Source organism: Ruegeria sp. HKCCD7181, from assembly GCF_057221055.1.
The window spans coordinates 95,595-116,070 of record NZ_JBWVBC010000004.1; the positions used below are offsets into that span (position 1 = coordinate 95,595).

A 20,476-nucleotide genomic window follows, 5' to 3' on the forward strand; every position below is an offset into this window, starting at 1 on the left:
GCCGGGTCTTTCGGGACCCGGCTATTGCTATCTAACAACAGGGATCTTCATGAAGAATATTTACACATTTGGCCGCCGCCCGGCGCAGAGGAACTACACCGTCAAAGACCTGTTGGACCTTAAGAAAACTGACCAGCGGTTGACCATGTGCAATCCGGTGAACGAGGCCGAAATCCAGGCATGCGTTGACGCCGGAATTGACCTGCTGACACTTTGGGACGTGCATCTGGACATGGCGCGAGAGATTGCACCCAACCATTTCGCGGGCACCGCGATGAATTGGGGCCAGTTTTCCACCAATGACGAAATCATGCGCCACGCTATCGAGTGCATGGAAAAAGGCGCCGACATGTATTTTACCAACCGCTCATACGAGGTGGTTGAAATGCTGGCGCGTGAGAGCATCCCAGTGCAGGTTCACATGGGTCTGGTTCCGTCTCTCAGCCATTGGGCGGGCGGGTTGCGTGCCTTTGGTCGGACCTCAGATGAGGCGATGCAGATCTATCGAACCTTCAAACGCTACGAAGATGCTGGCGCCATAGCGTGCGAGATCGAATGCGTGGCCGAGGACACGCTGAACTTGCTGAACGACAAGACCTCGATCGTTACCATATCGCTGGGGTCGGGCAATGCGGGCGATGTGATTTTCCTGTTTATGGCCGACATATGCGGCGAGGCCGAAAACCCTCCGCGCCACGCGCATGCCTTTGGCGATCTGGGTCGTCTGCACAAGCAAGTGTATCAGGAACGGGTAGCGGCGCTAAAAGAGTTCCAGTCCGAAGTCCGCGCCAGAAATTTTCCTTATCCGGCACAGTCTATTGCGATGCGCGACGGTGAGCTGGCAAAGCTGCAGGAAGCGTTGGATAAAGTCTGACGACCCTACCCGGTGCTCTCAGCGCCCGACGCCTACATAGGTATCAAAACCGGATTTCAGCACCTGGCTTTCAGAATAGATGTTGCGCAGATCAACCATGCGGGCAGTTCGCATGGTCTCAGCCATCTCATTCAGATTTAGCGCGCGGAATTCGTTCCACTCGGTCAGCAATACCACGACATCCGCATCTTTGGCCGCCGCATAAGGCTCCTCGACCCAGTCAACGCCGGGCAGCAGAGCTTCGCCCTCGGACCGGCCCTGCGGGTCGACAACCCGAACCTTTGCGCCTCCGCCGATCAGCGCGGGCACGATGGTCAGCGACGGCGCGTCGCGCATGTCGTCGGTATTGGGTTTGAAGGTGACGCCCAGAACCGCGATGGTCTTGCCGTTGAAATTGTCGTCGCAGGCCTCGCGGATTTTCTCGATCATCCGTTTCTTGACCCCGTCATTTACACGAATGACTGTCTCGGTGATCTGCATCGGGTAGGCATATTCCTGACCGATCCGAGCCAATGCCGCGGTGTCTTTCGGAAAGCATGAGCCGCCATACCCGGGGCCAGCGTGCAGGAATTTGTTGCCAATCCGTCCATCCAGGCCGATGCCACGCGACACTTCCTTGACGTCCGCGCCGACCCGTTCGCACAGACCCGCAATTTCATTGATGAAGGTGATCTTGGTCGCCAAAAAGGCATTGGCGGCGTATTTGATCATTTCCGCGCTTTCCAGATCGGTGGTCAGGATTGGATAGTCGCGCAGGTAAAGGGGTCGATAAACCTCGTTCATGACTTCAGCGGCGCGATCTGTTTCAACGCCGACAACCACTCTGTCGGGGCGCATAAAATCGTCAATGGCGGCCCCTTCACGCAGGAACTCCGGGTTCGAGGCAACATCAAACTCGGCCTGCGGATTTGTTTCTGAGATCACATTATGAACCATCCGGTTTGTTCCGACCGGCACCGTCGATTTGGTCACGATCACAGTATAGCCTGTGACAGCCTGCGCGATCTCTTTTGCGGCGGCTGTGACATAAGTCAGGTCTGCATGACCATCGCCGCGACGGGTAGGCGTGCCAACTGCAATGAACACAGCATCCGCGCCGCTCACGGCCGCGGCCAGATCGGTGGTGAAACTCAGACGGCCTGCGGCGACATTCTTGGCCATCAAGACATCCAGCCCGGGCTCGTAGATCGGAATTTCGCCGGCCTGCAGCATCTCGATCTTGTTGGCGGCCTTGTCGACGCAGATCACATCGTGCCCGAAATCCGAGAAACACACACCCGACACAAGCCCCACATACCCGGTGCCAATCATCGCAATGCGCATAGTTCAAATTCCTTTTTTGTTATAGGCGCCCTTAGAGAAGGCACAGTCCTAGAAACCGAAGATGGATTCAATCCCTTATGGGACCTTGGGTTGCTTTCCGCGGCTTCTTACTGTCTTTGGAACAGAAGAAAAGTGTTTTGGAACAGGGCGGGGCGTATTCATGGCCAAGACTGCGTTGATTACAGGCATTACAGGTCAGGATGGGTCTTACCTAGCCGAGCTTTTGCTGAGTAAAGGCTATGAGGTTCATGGCATCAAACGGCGCGCGTCTTCGTTCAACACTCAGCGGATCGACCATATCTATCAGGACCCGCACGAGCCGGACCCCAAGCTGCGTCTGCACTACGGCGATCTAAGCGATACATCGAACCTGACCCGCATCATGCAGCAGGTTCAGCCGGATGAAGTGTATAACCTGGGCGCCCAATCCCATGTTGCCGTCAGTTTCGAAGCGCCGGAGTATACAGCTGACGTTGATGCCTTGGGTACGTTGCGCTTGCTTGAGGCGATCCGGTTTCTGGGGCTTGAGAAGAAAACCCGGTTCTATCAGGCTTCGACTTCCGAATTATACGGGCTGGTGCAGGAAAGGCCGCAACGCGAGACAACTCCATTTCACCCTCGTTCGCCATATGCGGTGGCCAAGCTCTATTCCTATTGGATCACAGTGAACTATCGTGAGGCCTATGGGATGTATGCCTGCAACGGCATCCTGTTCAATCACGAAAGCCCGCGTCGGGGCGAGACATTTGTCACCCGTAAGATTACTAGGGGGCTGGCCAATATCGCCCAGGGGCTCGAAGATTGTCTCTACATGGGAAATATCGACAGCCTGCGCGATTGGGGTCATGCCAAAGATTATGTGCAGATGCAGTGGCTGATGCTACAACAGGAAACGCCCGAAGATTATGTAATTGCCACGGGCAAGCAATATTCGGTGCGTCAGTTCATCGAATGGTCCGCGGTCGAGCTTGGCGTCCGTCTGGAGTTTTCCGGCGAAGGCGTGAATGAGATTGCGACGGTCACCGCCGTTGAAAGTGACAATGCCCCAGCCCTAAAGCCGGGCGACGTGATCATGCGGATTGACCCCCAGTATTTCCGCCCCGCCGAGGTGGACAGCTTGTTGGGTGATGCATCAAAAGCGAAACAGAAACTGGGCTGGGAGCCCGAGCTTTCCGTGCAGGAGATGTGTGCGGAAATGGTCGCCGAAGACCTGATAACCGCCAAGCGCCATGCCTTGCTGAAACAGCACGGTCTGGAAATACCCGTCACATTGGAAAATGGCTAAGGGGACGATATGCGCAAGATCTATATCGCAGGGCATCGCGGTATGGTTGGCAGTGCGATCCTGCGCAGGTTGCAGCAGCGTCAATCAGCAGGTGAAGCGTTGGAGCTGGTCACCCGCACCCGCGCCGAACTGGACCTGACCGATCAGGCCGCAGTGCGCGCCTTCATGCAGGCCGAACGTCCGGATGTCGTAATCCTGGCGGCCGCAAAGGTGGGCGGCATTCATGCCAATAACTCCTTTCCGGCCGATTTCATCTATGAAAACCTGATGATCGAATGCAATGTGATTCATCAGGCCTTTGCCGCTGGTGTTCAAAGCCTTCTGCAACTTGGCAGTTCCTGTATTTACCCGCGAGATGTTCTCCAGCCGATGCGCGAGGATGCGCTGCTGACCGGTGTGCTCGAGCCCACAAACGAACCTTATGCGGTGGCCAAGATCGCCGGGATCAAGCTGTGTGAAAGCTACAACCGGCAATTCGGGGTCGACTATCGCTCAGTCATGCCGACCAACTTGTACGGGCCCGGAGATAACTTTCACCCGGAAAACAGCCATGTTCTACCCGCCCTGATCCGTCGCTGTCACGAAGCACAGCGCGATGGGGTTGACGAGGTGGTGATCTGGGGCACCGGCACCCCGCGACGCGAATTCCTGCATGTGGATGACATGGCCGATGCGGCGCTGTTTGTTCTGGACCTTCCGCGCGACGTCTATGATGCGAACACCCAACCGATGCTCAGCCATATCAATATCGGAAGTGGACATGATATCTCGATTGCCGATCTCGCCGTGCTGGTCGCTGAAACGACAGGTTTTACCGGACGCATAACGCAGGATGCCAGCAAACCGGATGGCCCTATGCGCAAGCTTATGGATGTGTCCCGCTTGCGTGATATGGGCTGGCAGGATCGAATTCAACTGGATGACGGTATCCGCGAAACCTATGCTTGGTTTCTTAAGCAGGCCGACACGGACCTACGCAACAAATAACCGCCCGGACTCACGCCCGGGCGGTGGTTTTCAGTACCATCGCCCGATTGCCGTGAGCGCCGGAACGGCCAACGAGGCATCTGAAGAGGTTGACAGCACCTGCCAGGTGACGTCCGTGGTAGAAGCGGCATCAAAGCTGAGGAACCGCGCGATCTTGCCAGCGGTACCGCTTAGGACAGGTGTGGTGCCTGCAGCAAAACTGGACGGGAAATTCCACGTACTTGAGCTACTTGCAAACAAAGCACCGTCCGTTGCGGTGCATCCGACTGCGGTCAACGCAGCGGAACAAATCTGCGTTCCGTCGGCAAATCGGACATAGTCGCCATCGGCTGTGCTGCCTCGTTCAATCACTGCGCCGGTAGGGGCGCCGCCGTTTTCGGATACTGACCCCAATAAGTTGCCGGGCCCATACCCGTAATCCGCGCGCATGAGACGGCCCATGGTCGTGTCATCTGCGCTTGCCTGAACGGCTGCCCCGTTGGAAATACCCGTTGCAGGATCGAAACTCAGTGCTTCGGTCCAAGAGCTTCCGTCCGCTGAGACCTTGATGGAGAAACCGTTGCCGCCCGACAGGCCCATTTCCGCGTGTCCCATCCAGTTCGACTGGAACAACAGCGAGGCAGTATCACCGGCACCTGCCTTGTTGATTTTCAGTTGATGACCGCCGCCGTCATGGCTTAGCAACGTGGCCGGAGACCGAACGGACAGACGGTTGGTGCTGTCATACCCGGTTGCGATGCCCAGACCGCCTAAGTTCTGGGCCGCGATTGGCGGATCGATCCAGTTTGTGCCATCCCAGACTTTCAGCTGCTTCGCTGCCTGATCCCACGCCCGCCACCCAATTTCGGGCACGACGAAATGCCAGGCATTATCCAGCCATGCGGCCAGCTTGCCCGCCTGACCGTTCCATTCAGCGACAGGGTTGCCGCCAAGCGCGTGGACTTCACCTTGCTCGGGAACGGCGGGCGGGGTTGTTGCTTGCAGCGAAGCAACAGTCAGCTGCACGACCAGATCCAGCTGTCGCAGCGCTTCGTTATGGGTGACGTGTTTCTGCGCCTGTGCAGGTTGCAGATAGGGTAGGTTCAATCGGGGTGAGCTTTGCGACATGGGCGTCCTCCTGAGACCATCGGTCCATCAATGATTGCGCGCCAAACTGCCGTGGCAGGTCTGAATCCCGCCTCACCGGGGCGCACTCCCCGGAAGAACTTTGTTAACCAGTGAATTTCCATCGTCGAAACAGAAGCTATGGAAGCGCGGCTATTGTTTCGCAAGTTGGTGGGGCAGAGTGATGGATTCTACCTATCGGCAGGTATTGCGGTGATCACCGGGGAATCCTGTAACGCCCCTCAATCTCGGGCGTAAATATCCTCGTAACGGACAATGTCGTCTTCACCCAAATAGGTCCCGGTCTGAACTTCGATCAACACCATGGGGACCTTACCGGGGTTCTCCATTCGATGAACCGCGCCCAGTGGGATGTAAACGGACTCGTTTTCGGACACGAGGCGTTCTTCTTCGCCGATCGTAACCTTGGCCGTGCCTTCGACCACGATCCAATGCTCGGATCGGTGATGATGCGATTGCAGGCTCAGTGCCGCGCCCGGATGGACGTGAATGCGTTTGACCTGAAACCGCTCTCCGACGACCAAGCTTTCAAACCAGCCCCACGGGCGATGATCGACGGGTAATTCTTCGGCTTGTTTCGCGCCTTTTGCCTTCAGTGCTGCAACTGCCTGTTTGACGTCCTGCGCCTTGTCCATGCTTGCAACAAGAACAGCGTCAGGCATGGCAACTGTGATTACGTTCTCAAGACCCATCGCAACCACTTCTTGCGTGGGCGACTCCGAGCGCACTAACACGTTGTGGCAGTCAATGGCGGTGACTTCGCCGGTTGTGGCAACGCCACTAGCATCAGGATTGCTCAGCTCTTGCACGGCAGACCAGCTGCCGACGTCAGACCACCCGGCCGCATAAGGTACTACGCTGAGATTGCTGGCTTTTTCCATAACGGCATAGTCGATCGAGATATCCTGAACCTTTGCCCATGCATCAGCGTCGAGGCGCAAAAAGCCAAGATCCGTTTTGGCCCCTTTGACAGCGGCCTGAACCGGGCCCAACAGATCAGGAGCGTGCTGTTGAAAGGCAGCAATGATATCTTTGACGCCAAAAAGGAATATACCTGAATTCCAAAGGTATGTGCCTTCGTCCACCATGGCCTGGGCGCTGTTCAGATCTGGTTTCTCAACGAACCGATCCAGCGGAACCGTGGCGTCTGTGATGTCAGGTGCGTGGCGGAGCTTTAGGTAGCCATATCCCGTTTCTGGCCTGTCAGGTGTGATGCCGAAGGTCACCAGATCGCCTCGTTCTTCTATAGCTTCGGCGCCTCGCGCGACGGCCGCATGAAAAGCAGGCTTGTCTGGAACGACATGGTCGGACGGTGCCACCAGCATCACAGCATCAGGATCGGACTCTGCCAGATACAAGGCTGCGGCCAGAACGGCCGGAGCCGTGTTGCGCCCCTCGGGCTCGATCAGAACCGGTCCGGGATCGATGTCAACTGCGGCCAGTTGTTCAGGCACTACAAAGCGAAAGGCTTCGTTGGTCAGAATCAAAGGTTTGGCATAACGCGCCTCTGCCGGTCCACGAAGTCTGTCGGCACATTCCTGAAGAAGGCTGTTGTCGCCAATCAAGGGCACAAACTGCTTGGGGTAACTCTTGCGCGAGAGTGGCCACAGGCGCGTTCCGGATCCGCCACAAAGGATGACAGGGCAAATTTTCTTCATGGTGCACCCGCCGTGTGACCGCATTGAAACCCGAGGTTCTTGAGAGTTGCCGGATTAGCGCAAGGCATTCAGTTACTGAGCAGCCCTGTTCGCAACAATGAGGTCATGCAGGTACCGGTTCAAATCATCGCGCAGGTCATCTCGGGCCAGCGCAAATGCCACCGTTGCCTGCAGAAAACCCGACTTGGACCCGCAATCAAACCGTTGCCCGTCAAACTTGTAGCCAAAGACTGGCACACCGTTCCCGATGTCCTCTGCGATGGCATCGGTCAGCTGGATTTCACCCCCGCTGCCTTTTTTCATCTGGTTCAGATTGTACAGAACCGAAGGCCCGAGGATATATCGCCCGATTACCGCAAGGTTTGACGGGGCCTCTTCTGGCTTTGGCTTTTCGATCATCCCTTTCGCACGGGTCACGGCGCCAACGTTCTCACTGACATCCAAGATGCCGTAAGAACTTGTCATTTCCGCCGGTACCTCCATCGCGGCAACCATGTTGCCTCCGGTTTCCTCATACGCCTCGATCATCTGCTGAAGGCAAGGCTTGTCGCCAGCGATGACGTCATCAGGCAGCATGACAGCAAAGGGCTCGTCCCCGATCAGTCGCCGTGCGCACCAGACAGCATGGCCCAAACCCAGCGCTTTGTGCTGTCGGATATAAGCGATAGCACCGCTTTCCATATTTGTTGCGTTCAAGGTCTCAAGCAATTCGTCTTTGCCTTTGGCCTTCAGTTCCTGTTCGAGCACCAGATTATGGTCGAAATAGTCCTCGAGCGCGGACTTCCCGCGCGAAGTCACAAAGATGAATTCCTTGATACCGGCTGCCCGGGCCTCGTCGATCGCATATTGAACCAAGGGTCGGTCAACAAGTGTCATGATCTCTTTGGGGACAGATTTTGTCGCTGGCAAGAACCGGGTGCCCAGCCCTGCTACGGGAAAAATCGCCTTAGTGACCTTACGTGTCATGTGACCTCTCAAATTCAATTTACTTTGGACAATCCGCAGCATTTTGAGAATAGCTCATATTCTGCGAAGCCAGGTTAATCAATGTCGTGCAACGTAGCTGACTCGTATTAGTTAAAATCTGCCATTTTCCGGGAGGCAGAGTCAAAAGCTTGAGCGCGGGAAATTGCCGGTATCGTGCTAAACACTGTTGAATTGCGGCAGGTTGTCGCGAAGTTTGCATTGCTCTGGCCTGCAAGTGGAAAAACATTTGCGACACGTCACACAAAGCATCCCCAAAGCCGGTTTGACGGCTTTGGGGAACAGTCTACGCGTTGCCCATAATGGTTTCGAGCGGGTCGTGTTCGGCTACGAAATGGTCCGGAGCGATTTCGCTCAACTTCGGAACGTAGTTTGCCTCACCAGCCGCTAAGCGACTGGGCAAAAACCGAAGTGCCGCCTTGGGGTCCATGGGCGAGGGTAACTCACCGGGCAGTTTCAGGCGTGTGCGGCTGCGCTCCACATCCGGATCGGGAATCGGCACGGCCGAGATCAGCGACTTCGTGTAGGGATGGATCGGCTCAGAGCAGATCACTTCACCATCGCCCAGCTCGACAATGCGTCCCAGATACAGAACCATGATCCGGTTCGACACCGCCCGAACCACCGATAGGTCGTGGCTGATGAAGATCATCGACAGGCCGAACTCTTGTTGCAATTCGCGCAACAATTCCACGATTTGAGCTTGAATGGACACGTCTAAGGCTGAAACGGCCTCGTCGCAGATAATCAGCTTGGGCTTGTTGATCATTGCCCGCGCGATTCCCACACGCTGGTTCTGCCCTCCAGATAGCTCGTGAGGGTAGCGGTTGATCATATTGGCCTTCAGCCCCACCCTCTCCATCATTTCGGCGACCAATTCCTTACGTTCACGCTCGGTCAGGTCGGGGCGATAGGTCTTCAGTGGCTCGGCAATCGAAGCTGAAATCGTCATGCGCGGATCAAGACTGGCCAGCGGATCCTGAAATACAATTTGCAGATCCTTACGGTACTTGTTCAGTTCGGCCCGTTTCAGCCCGACGATTGGATGGCCCAGCCAGCTGACATTGCCGCCGCTGGGTTCGATCAGTTGCAGTACCGCACGCGCAAGCGTGGACTTGCCACAGCCGGATTCACCCACAACTCCCAACGTTTCGCCCTTGCGGATATCAAAGCTGACTCCGTCAACGGCCTTTAGCGGTACCTTGTGCCCAAACAGGCCGCCCGGAACATGGATCGGGAAGTGAACTTTGACGTCGTCGACCTTAAGCAGCGGTTCATCCGTCTTGCCCAATGCTTTGGGTGCGTCACCGGCATCGATCCGCGGCATCGCCTCGAGCAACGTGCGGGTGTACTCGTGCTGCGGTGCGCGGAAGATTTCACGCGTGTCTCCGGCTTCGACGAATGCACCCATCCGCATGACCTGAATCCGATCGCACATCCGCGCGACGACGCCCATGTCGTGGGTGATCAGGGCGATCGCGGTGCCTTCGTCCTTTTGCAGGCGTACCATCAGATCAAGAATGTCGGCCTGTACGGTGACGTCCAGCGCAGTCGTCGGTTCGTCCGCAATCAGCAGCTTTGGGTTGCACAGCATCGACATGGCAATCATGACCCGTTGGCGCATACCGCCCGATAATTCGTGCGGATACTGATCCAGGCGGCGCTTTGCCTCTGGAATGCGGACACGATCCAGCCAATCCAGGCAGCGCGCCCGCGCAGCTGAACCTTGCAGGCCTTCATGCACCTGCAACACTTCGCGCATTTGCTGGCCAATCCGCAGGTGCGGGGTCAGGGCGGTCAGCGGATCCTGAAAAATCATGCCGACATCGTCACCGCGGATTTTGTTCAGCTTGTTCACGGGTAGGTTCAGGATTTCCTTGCCGTTCAGCAGGGCTGATCCGGATGCACGCCCGGCCGTCGGTAACAACCCCATCGCGGCCATGAAAGTCTGGCTTTTGCCCGACCCGCTTTCGCCGACGATGCCGAGGCATTCGCCGGGATTGATGTCAAAGCTGATGCCTTTGACGGCCTCGACCACACCATCAGGTGTATCAAAGCGGACGCTCAGGTCCTTAACAGAGAACAGGCTCATATCAACGATCCTTCGGGTCTAAAGCGTCACGCAAACCATCACCGATGAAGAACATGGTGATGATGATGGCGACATAGAATGTCAGGGGGTATATCAGCTGCCACAGGGTGCCATAGCCCATGGTTCCAGCCCCTTCGGCGATCAGACGGCCCAGCGAGGTGTAGGGTTCTGAAATCCCAAGTCCCAGGAATGAGATGAAGCTTTCTGTCAGGATCATCTCGGGCACCAGCAGCGAGGCATACACGATCACCACACCCAGCAAGTTGGGCAGGATGTGACGGTACATGATCGTAAATTCACTGACACCGGCGGCACGCGCGGCCTCGATAAATTCGCGGTTCTTCAAGGTCAGTGTTTGGCCTCGGACAATCCGGGCCATGGTCAGCCAACCGACCGCACCGAGCGCGATGAACAGCATGAAGAATGATCGCCCGGCCACAACCAGTAGAAGGATGATGACAAGTGTTGCAGGGATCGCCAGCAAAATATCCACGAACCGCATCATGACGCTGTCCGTCCGGCCGCCGATATACCCGGCAGCAATGCCGTAACAGGTTCCGACGATCAGAGCTGTCGCTGCCCCGATCAGGCCAACCAGCAGCGACGTGGTCGTCGCCTGAATGACCCGGCTGTATAGATCACGCCCCAGATCATCGACACCGAAATAGTGTCCGGATTCGACGGATGGCATACCCATCCCGCGCACGTCACCCATGACGTTCCAGTCGATTTCCTCGTTGCTCCACACCGCGAAATAGGGACCGATGATCGTGAAAAGCACGATCAGACCCAAAATGAAAACGCTTGCCATTGCAGCTTTGTTTCGGACAAAACGCATGCGCGCGTCCTGCCAGAGTGAACGCCCCTGAACGACCGTGTAATCGGTGATCTCTTCGGCCAGATGGGCGGCTTTTTGTGATTTTCCAAGCATTGCCAGTCCCTCAGTACCGGATTTTCGGATCGAACCAGGCATAAGCCAGATCGGTCAGCAGGTTGACGATTACAGTCAGCGCGCCATAGAGGATCGTTACCCCCAGTAGCACCGCGTAGTCGCGGGACAGAGCAGAGCCCACGTAGGCCTGGCCCAGGCCGCCGGTCGAAAAGTAGATGTCGACAAAGACAGAACCTGTCAGCACGTAGACAAAGACTGGCCCCAGATAGGACACGACCGGAAGCAGCGTGGGTTTCAGCGCATGGCGCCAGATCACGGTTCTGGTGGGCAGGCCTTTCGCCCGCGCGGTGCGAATGAAGTTCGAGTTCAGAACCTCAAGCATCGATGATCGCGTAATCCGCGCGATAGATCCCATATATGACGTCGCCAGTGCGATAACGGGCATGATCAGGTATTGCCACTGACCACCGTTCCAGCCACCGCCCGGCAGCCATCCCAGCCACAAGGTGAAGGTCAGGATCAGGATCGGTCCCATGATGAAGTTCGGCAGCGCCTGCGCCGCAATCCCCAGACCCACGGCGAAGTAATCGATCCAGCTATTATGCTTGATCGCCGCCGCGATGCCGAGGCTGACGCCCACTGCGGTCGCAAGAAGAAACGACAGCGAGCCATAAGTCAGCGAAATCGGGAAACCTTGCGCGATGATGTCATTGACGTCCCGGTCCTTGAACTTGAAGGACGGGCCGAAATCGAAATGCACGACGATGTTGTACAGGTAATCCCACAGCTGTTTCCACAGCGGTTGGTCCAGCCCGTACCGCGCCTCGATGTTGGCCAGAACCTGCGGCGGCAAGGGCCGCTCTGAGGTAAAGGGCCCTCCGGGCGCGAAGTGCATCAGAAAGAAACAGGCGACGATCAGCAATAGGATCGTCGGAATGGCAACCAGCAGTCGCCGCAAACTATAGGCAAGCATTCCATGCCCCCATTATTGGCGCTGCCCCGGAAAGTGTCCCGGGGCAGTGCGTGATCAAAGGATGATTAATCTGCGAGCTTGTACAGGTTCTTCGAGTACCAGTTCTGCTCGACATTGTTCACCGGCCAGTTCCCGACGTCGCTATCCATCATGTAGACACCAGCATAGTGGTAGATCGGGATAACCGGAGTTTCCTGGGCGATGATGCGCTCGACCTCGGTGTACAGCGGGGCCGGATCATCCGAGGTTTTCGCCTCGGTCAGCAATTCGTCAACGCGGGCGTTGTTGTACTTGCCGTCGTTGTAGCCTGAGTCCGACTGCAGCAGATCCAGGAAGGTGGACGCTTCGTTATAGTCGCCACACCATGCGCCACGGGCCAGTTCAAAGTTCTGGTTACCGCGTTCTTCCAGGAAGACCTTCCATTCCATGTTGGCCAGTTCGGCGTTTACGCCCAGCTTTTGTTTCCACATCTGGCTCAACGCAACGGCGACCTTCTTGTGGTTCTCTGCGGTATTATAAACCATTTCAAAGCTCAGCGGATTATCCGGGCCATAACCGGCTTCTGCCAGTAGTTCCTTCGCCAGTTCGTCACGCTCGGCTTGAGACATCGACGCCATTTCGACTGCCGGTACGGTGAAACCCGCAGTTGCTTCGGGCGCGAAAGTGTAGGCCTCGGGCTGACCACCAGCCAATACTTTTTCGGTGATGATCGCACGGTCTACAGCCAGCGAAAGGGCCTGACGGACGTTCGGATCCTTGAAGGCTTCGGGGCCGCTGTCGGACACATTGAAGGTGTAATAGTAGTTACACAGGCGCGGGAAGCTGATGGCCTCGTCCGGATGCTCCTGCTTCAGCCGCGGGTACTGACCGGCTGGGATTTCAGTGCGATCCAGCTCACCGGCCAGATAGCGGGTCAGCGCGACGTTTTCGTCGTTGATGACCAGCGCCACAACTTTTTCAACGATAGTGTTGTCGTTGTCCCAGTACATTTCGTTACGCTCGCGCACGGAACGTTCCTGCGGAAGGTGCTCGGTCAGAACATAGGCACCGTTCGAAACGATGTTTTCCGGCTTCGTCCAGGCGTCACCAAATTCCTCAATCACTTTTTGCGGCGCAGGGAAGGTGGTCGAATGCGTTGTCATCTGCGGGAAGTAGGGCAGAGGTGCGCTCAGACGGACTTCCAGCGTTTTGTCGTCGATGGCTTTGACGCCCAGATCGTCAATCGATGCGTTGCCTGCGATGATCTCGGCGGCGTTCTCGATCGACATCAGTTCCATGAACCACGCGTAGGGCGACGACAGGGCGGGATCGACGGCGCGTTTCCAGGCAAACACAAAGTCGCCTGCGGTCACCGGATCACCATTCGACCACTTCGCATTGTCGCGCAGAGTAAAGGTATAGACGTCTTTGGTGTCGTTGGTGGTATAGCCTGTGGCAACACCCGGAACCAGATTCCCGTCCTCGTCCTGGTTCATTAGACCTTCGAACAGGTCACGTACGATTTCCGCGCCAGAAACGTCTTCGACGACCTGCGGGTCAACCGAGCTGTGTTCGTCCAGAATGCGATAGGTAAAGGTTTGATCATCTGCCAGCGCTTCGCCGGTAACAGGATGAGTTCCGGCCGCCATAACAGCGCCGGTGATCATGGTTGAGGACAATAGTCCTGCCAGTGAGGTTCGGATGATTTTCTTCATATGTCTTACTCCCATTTTTTTGGTGTCGGGTGCTCGCAACTTCAGGTGCGTGGCGACCCTGATCTGTTGTATTTCCGGTAATCAATTGGGATTCGCTTTGATCCAGATCGTGCGGGAACGCGAAACTCGTGTCGTACTGACTCCAGTGATATGTCGGAAATCCAATTGCGAAAGCCTTCTTTCACTGCGGCGGAAGGTGGCACCTTTTTAACAAAGGTAAAAGGTTTTGTGGTGAAATGAGCGGGGGAAGGCCGAATGGAACCGTAACAGGGTCGGCCGCTGAAATAATATTTTGAAACTCCCGGCAGCCATGACATTTTCGTGAAGCACAAATATTCAGCTGTTTATATGAGTCCCGCGCAGCCGTTGTCCGCCGCGAATCGCTTGGGCTTTCAGGGGGCCAGTTGGGCTTTCATGCGGGCCTCAGGAAAGCAGGTTGGCGCGCGACCGGTTGCCTCTTGCCAGCGCCCGATGGATCTGCGGGTTTTGTAACCCGGTAGCCCGTCCGCGCCGCCGACATCATGCCCCTGTTGTTCCAGCGCCTGCTGCATTCTGGCGATGTCCGTACGGTAGAGGCCACCGACATTGCCCCACCGATTGCTGAAATCCCCGACACCGTAGTGGATACGGTCCGCTACATGGCCGACAAACAGCGCGTAGAGGTCACTGGTGTTGTAATCTTTAAGGACATAGAAATTCGGAGTAACGATGAAGGCCGGACCATTGCGCCCCGCAGGCATCATTAGGTAGCCCTCTGCCGACAGTTCATGTGCCGGAAACGGTCGCCCCGATACTCTTGTGATCCCCATGGCAGCCCAATCTTTAATCAGCCGCCCCTGATCCGGGCCTTCCAAAGTGCAGGACACATCGCCTGGCACGACCACCTCGAACCCCCAGTCCCGCCCTTCGACCCAGCCGTGCCTGTCAAGATAATTACCGATCGAGGCGAGTGTATCTGCAGGCGATGCCCAGATATCGGCGCGACCGTCGCCATCGCCATCGGCGGCGTAGGTCAGAAAGCTGGACGGCATGAACTGCGGTTGCCCCAATGCTCCGGCCCAGCTGCTTTTCATCCCCCGCCCCGAGACATGGCCCGCTTCGGCAATCTGCAAAGCGGCGATGAGTTCGCCCGTGAAAAAATCCGCTCGGGTGCTCATAAACCCCTTGGTGCCAAGAACCTGAAACGCATCGTGGCGGATCGGCACCTGGCCATACCCACTTTCGCGGCCCCAGATCGCCAACAGGATGCTTGACGGAACACCCGTTTCCGTCTCGACCCGTGCAAGAATTTGTGCGTGTCGCTTGGCCATCTTCCGGCCAACGGACGTGGCGCCCTGCACCGCGTTTGCATTGAAATACCGGCCAGGAGAGCCAAATTCGGCCTGTTGCTGCTTTTTGCGACCAATGGGTTTGTGACCGGGGGGCACTAGATCCGGCAGATCCCAGTTCAATGTCACTCCGGAAAAGGCCTGCTCAACAGTGCTGCGGGACACGCCTTTGGCCGATGCCTGTGGCCATACATTTTGCCAGATCCAGTCCTGAAACTGCCGCTCGATTGCCGCTCGATCCTGCGCCAGTGCTGCTGTTGCATGCAGGCAGAACAGAAAGGTGATAGCAAACCGAAACATCACCCTCAGGTCTCGCCCGACGGCTATTGCATGTCAATAATGTACTAGTACGGGCCACCATTATCTGTCCCTGTACGGTGTCGTTCGGAATATTCCTTGAGAAATTGTCAGACTCTGCCGATAGTTGACCGTATTGGACTTATAATTTGAGGGCGAGCAGGCGTGACCATTTTCAGGATGTTCTGTGCAACCGTGCCAGCACTTTTGGGTGTTGCTGCGGTTCTTGCATCCTCGCAGGGCGCATTGGCCAGTGACAGTTTCATGGATCCTCAAGGACCGATTGCAGCGGTGCAAAAAACGCATCTGCTGCGTGCGACGGGGCTGATCCTGATCGCAGTGATTCCGGTACTGGTTCTGGTTCCGTTGATTGCTCTGCGCTATCGCCGGCGTAAGAACAGTGCCGCCGCCTACAGGCCCAATTGGGATTTCTCACCCGGGCTGGAGTTTCTTATGTGGGGTGTGCCTGTAGTCATCGTGGCCATCCTGTCGTTTTATCTTTGGAAAGCTACACACCGACTGGATCCTTATTCCGCCCCTTTTGGCGAAGAACCAGCGCTGCGGGTGCAGGTTGTCGGATTGGATTGGAAGTGGCTGTTCATCTATCCCGATCTCGGCATTGCCAGTGTCGGAGAGCTGGGCATCCCAGTGAAACAGCAGGTCGCGATGACCTTGACGACGGACACCGTTATGCAATCCTTCATGATCCCGGCGCTGGCGGGCCAGATCTACGCCATGCCGGGGATGACAACGCAGCTGCATGTAGTGGCCGATACGCCCGAGACGATGCAAGGCGAAAACACGCAGTATAACGGACGCGGCTTTACCAAGCAGAAATTCAGTACGGTCGCCATGCAAGCGGATGAATTCAACGCATGGGTCGAGGGCGTGCGTCAGAACGGCATTACGTTGGATCCGCCAACGTATGAGACGCTTGCCATGCGCACGGACCGGGACGAGGTTCAGGCCGCACTCGGGACAGATAAGATGCCTGAAACCGCGTTGTATTTTACGTTGGATGACGGCGATCTTTTCCACAGCATTCTGCAACGTTACCACAATGGCAAGCCGCTGCCACAGGACCAACAACCCGGAACGTCAACCTTCGGGCAGGAGGCTAGTCAATGACAACCACAGATACTGGGTTCTTTGGTCGCCTCACTTGGGATGCGTTTCCTGTCGCTGGGCTGATCCAGAACCCAAGCACAAACGAGATTATCGCCAATGCTGCGGCGGCAATTGTCATTATTGGTGTTCTGGCGGTGGTCGGCTTGCTGACATGGTTTAGACTTTGGGGGCCGCTGTGGCGAGACTGGCTGACCAGCGCGGATCACAAGAAAATCGGCATCATGTATATCGTCTTTGCCATCGTGATGCTGGCGCGGGGGGTGTTGGAAGGCGTGGTCATGCGCGCGCAACAGGCGGTGGGGCCAGGCGATGGATTTCTTGAGGCCGAACATTTCGCGGAGTTGTTCAGCACCCATGGCACGATCATGGTCTTCTTTGTGGCTGTACCTTTTGTCTTTGGCGTCGCGAACTATGTGATCCCGCTGATGATCGGCGCGCGGGACGTGGCGTTTCCCAGACTAAACCAGATCGGGCTTGGGATTACCGTCTCGGCCGGGATGATGCTGATGGTCTCGCTGGTGGTCGGAGAGTTTTCGACTGGCGGCTGGACTGCCTATCCGCCATATACCGGGGCCGCGTTCAATCCTGGCGTTGGGCCGGATTACTGGATCTGGGCCATCGTGGTTTCAGGTGTCGGTACCACCCTGACAGGCATAAACTTTGCCGTGACGATCTATAAGCTTCGTGCGCCTGGGATGAAGTTCATGCGGTTGCCGATGTATTGTTGGACGATCATATGCAGCTCGATCCTGATCATCTTTGCAATGCCGCCTTTAGGGGTTGCCGCGCTACTGCTAGCTGCCGACCGATATCTGGACTTCCATTTCTTCACGAACGACCTCGGCGGCAACATGATGAACTATGCCAATTTGTTCTGGCTGTTCGGCCACCCAGAGGTCTATCTGCTCGTCCTGCCTGCCTATGGAATCTATTCCGAGGTTTTCGCCACATTCTCAGCCAAACGGCTGTACGGCTACAACTCACTGGTCATCGCCACCATGTCGATTGCGGTGTTGTCCTTCACGGTCTGGCTGCACCATTTCTTCACGATGGGGCAAAGCGCTTTGATCAATGCGGTATTTGGCATCGCGACCATGTTGATTGCCATCCCGACCGGCGTAAAAGTCTATGACTGGATGGCGACGCTGTGGCGTGGGCGCATTCGGTTTTCGGTGCCGATGCTCTATAGCCTGGCGTTTCTGATGTTGTTTGTGATCGGCGGGCTCAGTGGTGTTGTACTGGCCAACCCGACTGTGGACTATCAGGTTCACAACACCCTGTTTCTGGTGGCGCATTTCCACAACGCGCTGCTGCCGGGTGTGCTGTTCGGCCTGTTGGCGGCCTACAACTACTGGTTCCCCAAGGCTTTCGGGTTCCGTCTGAACGAATTCTGGGGCCGCGTCTCAGTTTTCTGCTGGACCGTTGGGTTCCTGCTGACATTTATGCCGCTATACTTTGTCGGGCTTATGGGGATGCCCCGGCGGTCTTTCAGTTACGCTGACCCATCATTTCAACCTTATATGATCGTCGCCGTCATCGGCGCATTGGTTATCACCTGCGGGCTGTTCTCGATCCTGATCCAGCTGTGGGTCAGCATCCGAGACCGGGATAAGACACGCGTGCCTGTGGGCGACCCTTGGGACGGGCGCACGTTAGAGTGGTCAATCCCATCGCCGCCACCGCCCTACAACTTTGCTATTATCCCTGAAGTCACTGATAGGGATGACTTTGCAGCTACCAAAGAACGGGGCGAGGCCTATCCGACGCCCGACGCGTATGAAGATATTGAAATGCCGCGCAACACCGGTATTGGCTTTGTCCTTTGTGTTCTCAGCGGCATCTGGATGTTTGCACTGGTCTGGTGGATCTGGTGGCTGGCGGCGTTGATCACCGTTCTAATCATCCTGTCCATCATTGTCTGGACCTTTGATACCAGTACTGAACTGGTCATCCCGGCGGAAGAAGTCCGAAAGGAACACGAGGCCTGGCTGGCACTGGTTCACAGTTCAAGCGCAGTTGACCGCGATCATGAAACAGCAACGGAAAACTGCGGCCTTGCTCGTCCTGACATGGAGGCCGCGACATGAGACGCGCACCATCGCAAAGTTATCCGGGCCTGAACCTTGGTGAAGACCACGCCAGCGCCGACAAGTTCTCTGAGGTTGTCACATTTGGGTTCTGGGTGTTTCTGATGAGCGACCTGGTCTATTTCGGTCTGATGTTCGCCATCTACATCACGATGATTGATGCGCAAGCTGGCGGGCCCGGACCGCACGAGCTGTTTGACCTCAAAAGCATCTTTGCCCAAACCATGATCCTGCTGACCAGCAGCTTGACGGTCGGTCTGGCCATGTTGGCACTGAAATACAACTTGCCGCGGGCGCGCATTGTTCTTTGGTTCGCAGTGACGCTTTTGTTAGGCCTCAGCTTTCTGGTTCTTGAAATCCGCGACTTCATGGCCATGGCCGAAAAGGGAGGTATCCCTCAGCGTAGCGGGTTCTTGTCGGCATTCTATGGGTTGGTGCCATTGCACGGTCTGCACGTGGCGGCAGGATGCCTCTGGCTGATCGTGCTGGGCATCCAGTTGCGGGTGATGGGCCTGACTGATCTGCTGATGTCGCGCGTCGTGCGATTGGCTCTGTTCTGGCATTTCCTCGACCTGATCTGGATCGGCATCATCACCATCGTGTATTTCGGAGGGTTGGCCTATGGATAGACGAACCGAGATGCACCATCGCGAGCGTCGGCGGTATGTGATCGGCTATGGCGGGTCGTTGTTGCTGACATTGGCAGTTTTTCTAATCGCCTACTGGGTCGGGATAGAAACAAAGGGTGTCTACCTGTCCATTGGTTTGCTGGGCCTGGCGCAGTTGGTCGTACAGCTGGTGTATTTCCTGCACATTGATCGACGCCGAAGCAGCCGCGAAGATCTGGATCTGATCCTTTTTTCAACGCTTGTATTGTTGATCATCATTGGTGGAACAGTTTGGATCCTGGGGAATCTGGCAATCCGCATGCATATGCACGTTATGTAATACCGCCCGTAAGAACCAATCCCACCCACAAGGCCAGCCAGCACAGCATAAGACTGAGCAGGATGTTTCCGGCTGCGAATACAATTGTGCGATTGCGGTGCAGTTCCAACGATTGATAGGCAAAACTGGAAAAGGTTGTGAAGCCTCCGCAGAAACCAAAGACCAATCGTTTTTCTTCCTCTGCCATCTCGACAGGGCCACCAAGGTAGCCTATCCAGAGGCCCAGCAACAGGCTGCCCGCAATATTCACGATCAGTGTTGAATAGGGCAGATCGTGGGTCACCCGCCGCGTAAGCCAGTGACGCATTACAGCCCCCAGGCCTCCGCCCAGCCCGAACATGGCGTGTAGATAGAGATCGGTCATTCCCGGGCCCTCCCGATCCGGGATCGGCGACCCAGCGCCTCGCCAAGAATGGCAGCGCCAAGACCAAAGATGATCTCGGCAGTGATTGCAGCAATGACGGACCAGCCGTCGGTTTCCGCAATCCGCTCCAACTCGGCCACGAAGGATGAAAACGTCGATAAGCCGCCACAGAATCCAACCGCGCCTAGATGCAAAACATGGGCATGAATCCGGTGACGCACTGCGTAGAGCCAGCCCAGAATGAAACAGGCTGCCACGTTAATGCCAAAAGTGGCCGTCAGCATAGGCGCGCCGGGGACTTCCAGCGCAAACGCTTCGCGCAGAAGCGATCCCGCTGCCCCGCCAACAAAGACGGCGCAGTACATCAGGGCGCGATCGCTGACGTTGCGTGCTGAATTTGCCACGGCGATTGATCCTGCTCTGGCCTGCGTTCTTAT

18 protein-coding genes are annotated in these 20,476 nt (G+C 56.4%); 7 read left to right on the plus strand and 11 right to left on the minus strand.

From position 1 onward, the window contains the following. Positions 1 to 49 precede the first annotated feature (49 nt). Positions 50 to 874, plus strand: a complete 825-nt coding sequence (locus AC2TCY_RS09665; protein WP_480847100.1) for a 3-methyl-2-oxobutanoate hydroxymethyltransferase — start codon at positions 50 to 52, stop codon at positions 872 to 874. An 18-nt stretch (positions 875 to 892) separates the two neighbouring features. On the opposite strand, the gene AC2TCY_RS09670 is transcribed toward AC2TCY_RS09665, so the two are convergent. Further along, positions 893 to 2,197: a UDP-glucose dehydrogenase family protein gene (locus AC2TCY_RS09670; protein WP_480847102.1), complete on the minus strand. Its 1,305-nt coding sequence runs from the start codon at positions 2,195 to 2,197 to the stop codon at positions 893 to 895. Between the two features lie 160 nt (positions 2,198 to 2,357). Between AC2TCY_RS09670 and gmd the strand changes: the two genes are divergently transcribed. Both gmd and fcl read left to right on the plus strand, forming a co-directional pair. After that, positions 2,358 to 3,482, plus strand: a complete 1,125-nt coding sequence (gene gmd, locus AC2TCY_RS09675; protein ID WP_480847103.1) for a GDP-mannose 4,6-dehydratase — start codon at positions 2,358 to 2,360, stop codon at positions 3,480 to 3,482. 9 nt (positions 3,483 to 3,491) lie between these two features. Beyond that, the gene (fcl, locus tag AC2TCY_RS09680) at positions 3,492 to 4,469 is read left to right on the plus strand and encodes a GDP-L-fucose synthase (protein ID WP_480847105.1); all 978 of its coding nucleotides are present in this window, start codon (positions 3,492 to 3,494) and stop codon (positions 4,467 to 4,469) included. Between the two features lie 30 nt (positions 4,470 to 4,499). Here fcl and AC2TCY_RS09685 read toward each other — a convergent pair whose 3' ends face one another. From AC2TCY_RS09685 to AC2TCY_RS09720, 8 genes are all read right to left on the minus strand, one after another. After that, positions 4,500 to 5,576 carry a DUF2793 domain-containing protein gene (locus AC2TCY_RS09685; RefSeq protein WP_480847106.1) on the minus strand — a complete coding sequence of 359 codons (1,077 nt, stop codon included), beginning with the start codon at positions 5,574 to 5,576 and terminating at the stop codon, positions 4,500 to 4,502. A 239-nt stretch (positions 5,577 to 5,815) separates the two neighbouring features. Continuing rightward, a complete protein-coding gene (locus AC2TCY_RS09690; RefSeq protein ID WP_480847107.1) occupies positions 5,816 to 7,252 on the minus strand; it encodes a mannose-1-phosphate guanylyltransferase/mannose-6-phosphate isomerase in 1,437 nt (478 codons plus the stop codon). 72 nt (positions 7,253 to 7,324) lie between these two features. Continuing rightward, positions 7,325 to 8,218, minus strand: a complete 894-nt coding sequence (gene galU / locus AC2TCY_RS09695; RefSeq protein WP_480847109.1) for a UTP--glucose-1-phosphate uridylyltransferase GalU — start codon at positions 8,216 to 8,218, stop codon at positions 7,325 to 7,327. Positions 8,219 to 8,522: 304 nt separating this feature from the next. Next, positions 8,523 to 10,328, minus strand: coding sequence for an ABC transporter ATP-binding protein (locus tag AC2TCY_RS09700; RefSeq protein WP_480847110.1), 1,806 nt, complete (start codon positions 10,326 to 10,328; stop codon positions 8,523 to 8,525). 1 nt (position 10,329) lies between these two features. Beyond that, positions 10,330 to 11,259 carry an ABC transporter permease subunit gene (locus AC2TCY_RS09705; RefSeq protein ID WP_480847111.1) on the minus strand — a complete coding sequence of 310 codons (930 nt, stop codon included), beginning with the start codon at positions 11,257 to 11,259 and terminating at the stop codon, positions 10,330 to 10,332. A gap of 10 nt (positions 11,260 to 11,269) precedes the next feature. Further along, the gene (oppB, locus tag AC2TCY_RS09710) at positions 11,270 to 12,193 is read right to left on the minus strand and encodes an oligopeptide ABC transporter permease OppB (protein WP_480847112.1); all 924 of its coding nucleotides are present in this window, start codon (positions 12,191 to 12,193) and stop codon (positions 11,270 to 11,272) included. Between the two features lie 65 nt (positions 12,194 to 12,258). Continuing rightward, entirely contained in the window at positions 12,259 to 13,887 is a 1,629-nt protein-coding gene (locus AC2TCY_RS09715) for a peptide ABC transporter substrate-binding protein (protein ID WP_480847113.1), read from the minus strand. A gap of 392 nt (positions 13,888 to 14,279) precedes the next feature. Continuing rightward, entirely contained in the window at positions 14,280 to 15,515 is a 1,236-nt protein-coding gene (locus tag AC2TCY_RS09720) for a lytic murein transglycosylase (protein WP_480847115.1), read from the minus strand. 162 nt (positions 15,516 to 15,677) lie between these two features. On the opposite strand from AC2TCY_RS09720, the gene AC2TCY_RS09725 reads away from it, so the two are divergent. From AC2TCY_RS09725 to AC2TCY_RS09740, 4 genes are read left to right on the plus strand one after another with little or no spacing between them, the layout of a single operon-like run. Continuing rightward, entirely contained in the window at positions 15,678 to 16,640 is a 963-nt protein-coding gene (locus AC2TCY_RS09725) for a cytochrome ubiquinol oxidase subunit II (protein ID WP_480847116.1), read from the plus strand. After that, a complete protein-coding gene (locus AC2TCY_RS09730) occupies positions 16,637 to 18,727 on the plus strand; it encodes a cbb3-type cytochrome c oxidase subunit I (protein WP_480847117.1) in 2,091 nt (696 codons plus the stop codon). The genes AC2TCY_RS09725 and AC2TCY_RS09730 overlap by 4 nt, the downstream gene beginning before the upstream one ends. After that, positions 18,724 to 19,356 (plus strand): cytochrome c oxidase subunit 3, encoded by a 633-nt coding sequence (locus AC2TCY_RS09735; protein ID WP_480847118.1) that lies wholly within the window; start codon positions 18,724 to 18,726, stop codon positions 19,354 to 19,356. Before AC2TCY_RS09730 ends, AC2TCY_RS09735 begins: the two co-directional genes overlap by 4 nt. After that, positions 19,349 to 19,675, plus strand: a complete 327-nt coding sequence (locus tag AC2TCY_RS09740; protein WP_480847119.1) for a cytochrome o ubiquinol oxidase subunit IV — start codon at positions 19,349 to 19,351, stop codon at positions 19,673 to 19,675. Before AC2TCY_RS09735 ends, AC2TCY_RS09740 begins: the two co-directional genes overlap by 8 nt. Here AC2TCY_RS09740 and crcB read toward each other — a convergent pair. Continuing rightward, positions 19,668 to 20,039 carry a fluoride efflux transporter CrcB gene (crcB, locus tag AC2TCY_RS09745; protein WP_480847120.1) on the minus strand — a complete coding sequence of 124 codons (372 nt, stop codon included), beginning with the start codon at positions 20,037 to 20,039 and terminating at the stop codon, positions 19,668 to 19,670. The genes AC2TCY_RS09740 and crcB overlap by 8 nt on opposite strands. Beyond that, positions 20,036 to 20,443: a fluoride efflux transporter FluC gene (locus tag AC2TCY_RS09750; protein WP_480847121.1), complete on the minus strand. Its 408-nt coding sequence runs from the start codon at positions 20,441 to 20,443 to the stop codon at positions 20,036 to 20,038. Before AC2TCY_RS09750 ends, crcB begins: the two co-directional genes overlap by 4 nt. Between the last annotated feature and the right edge of the window lie 33 nt (positions 20,444 to 20,476).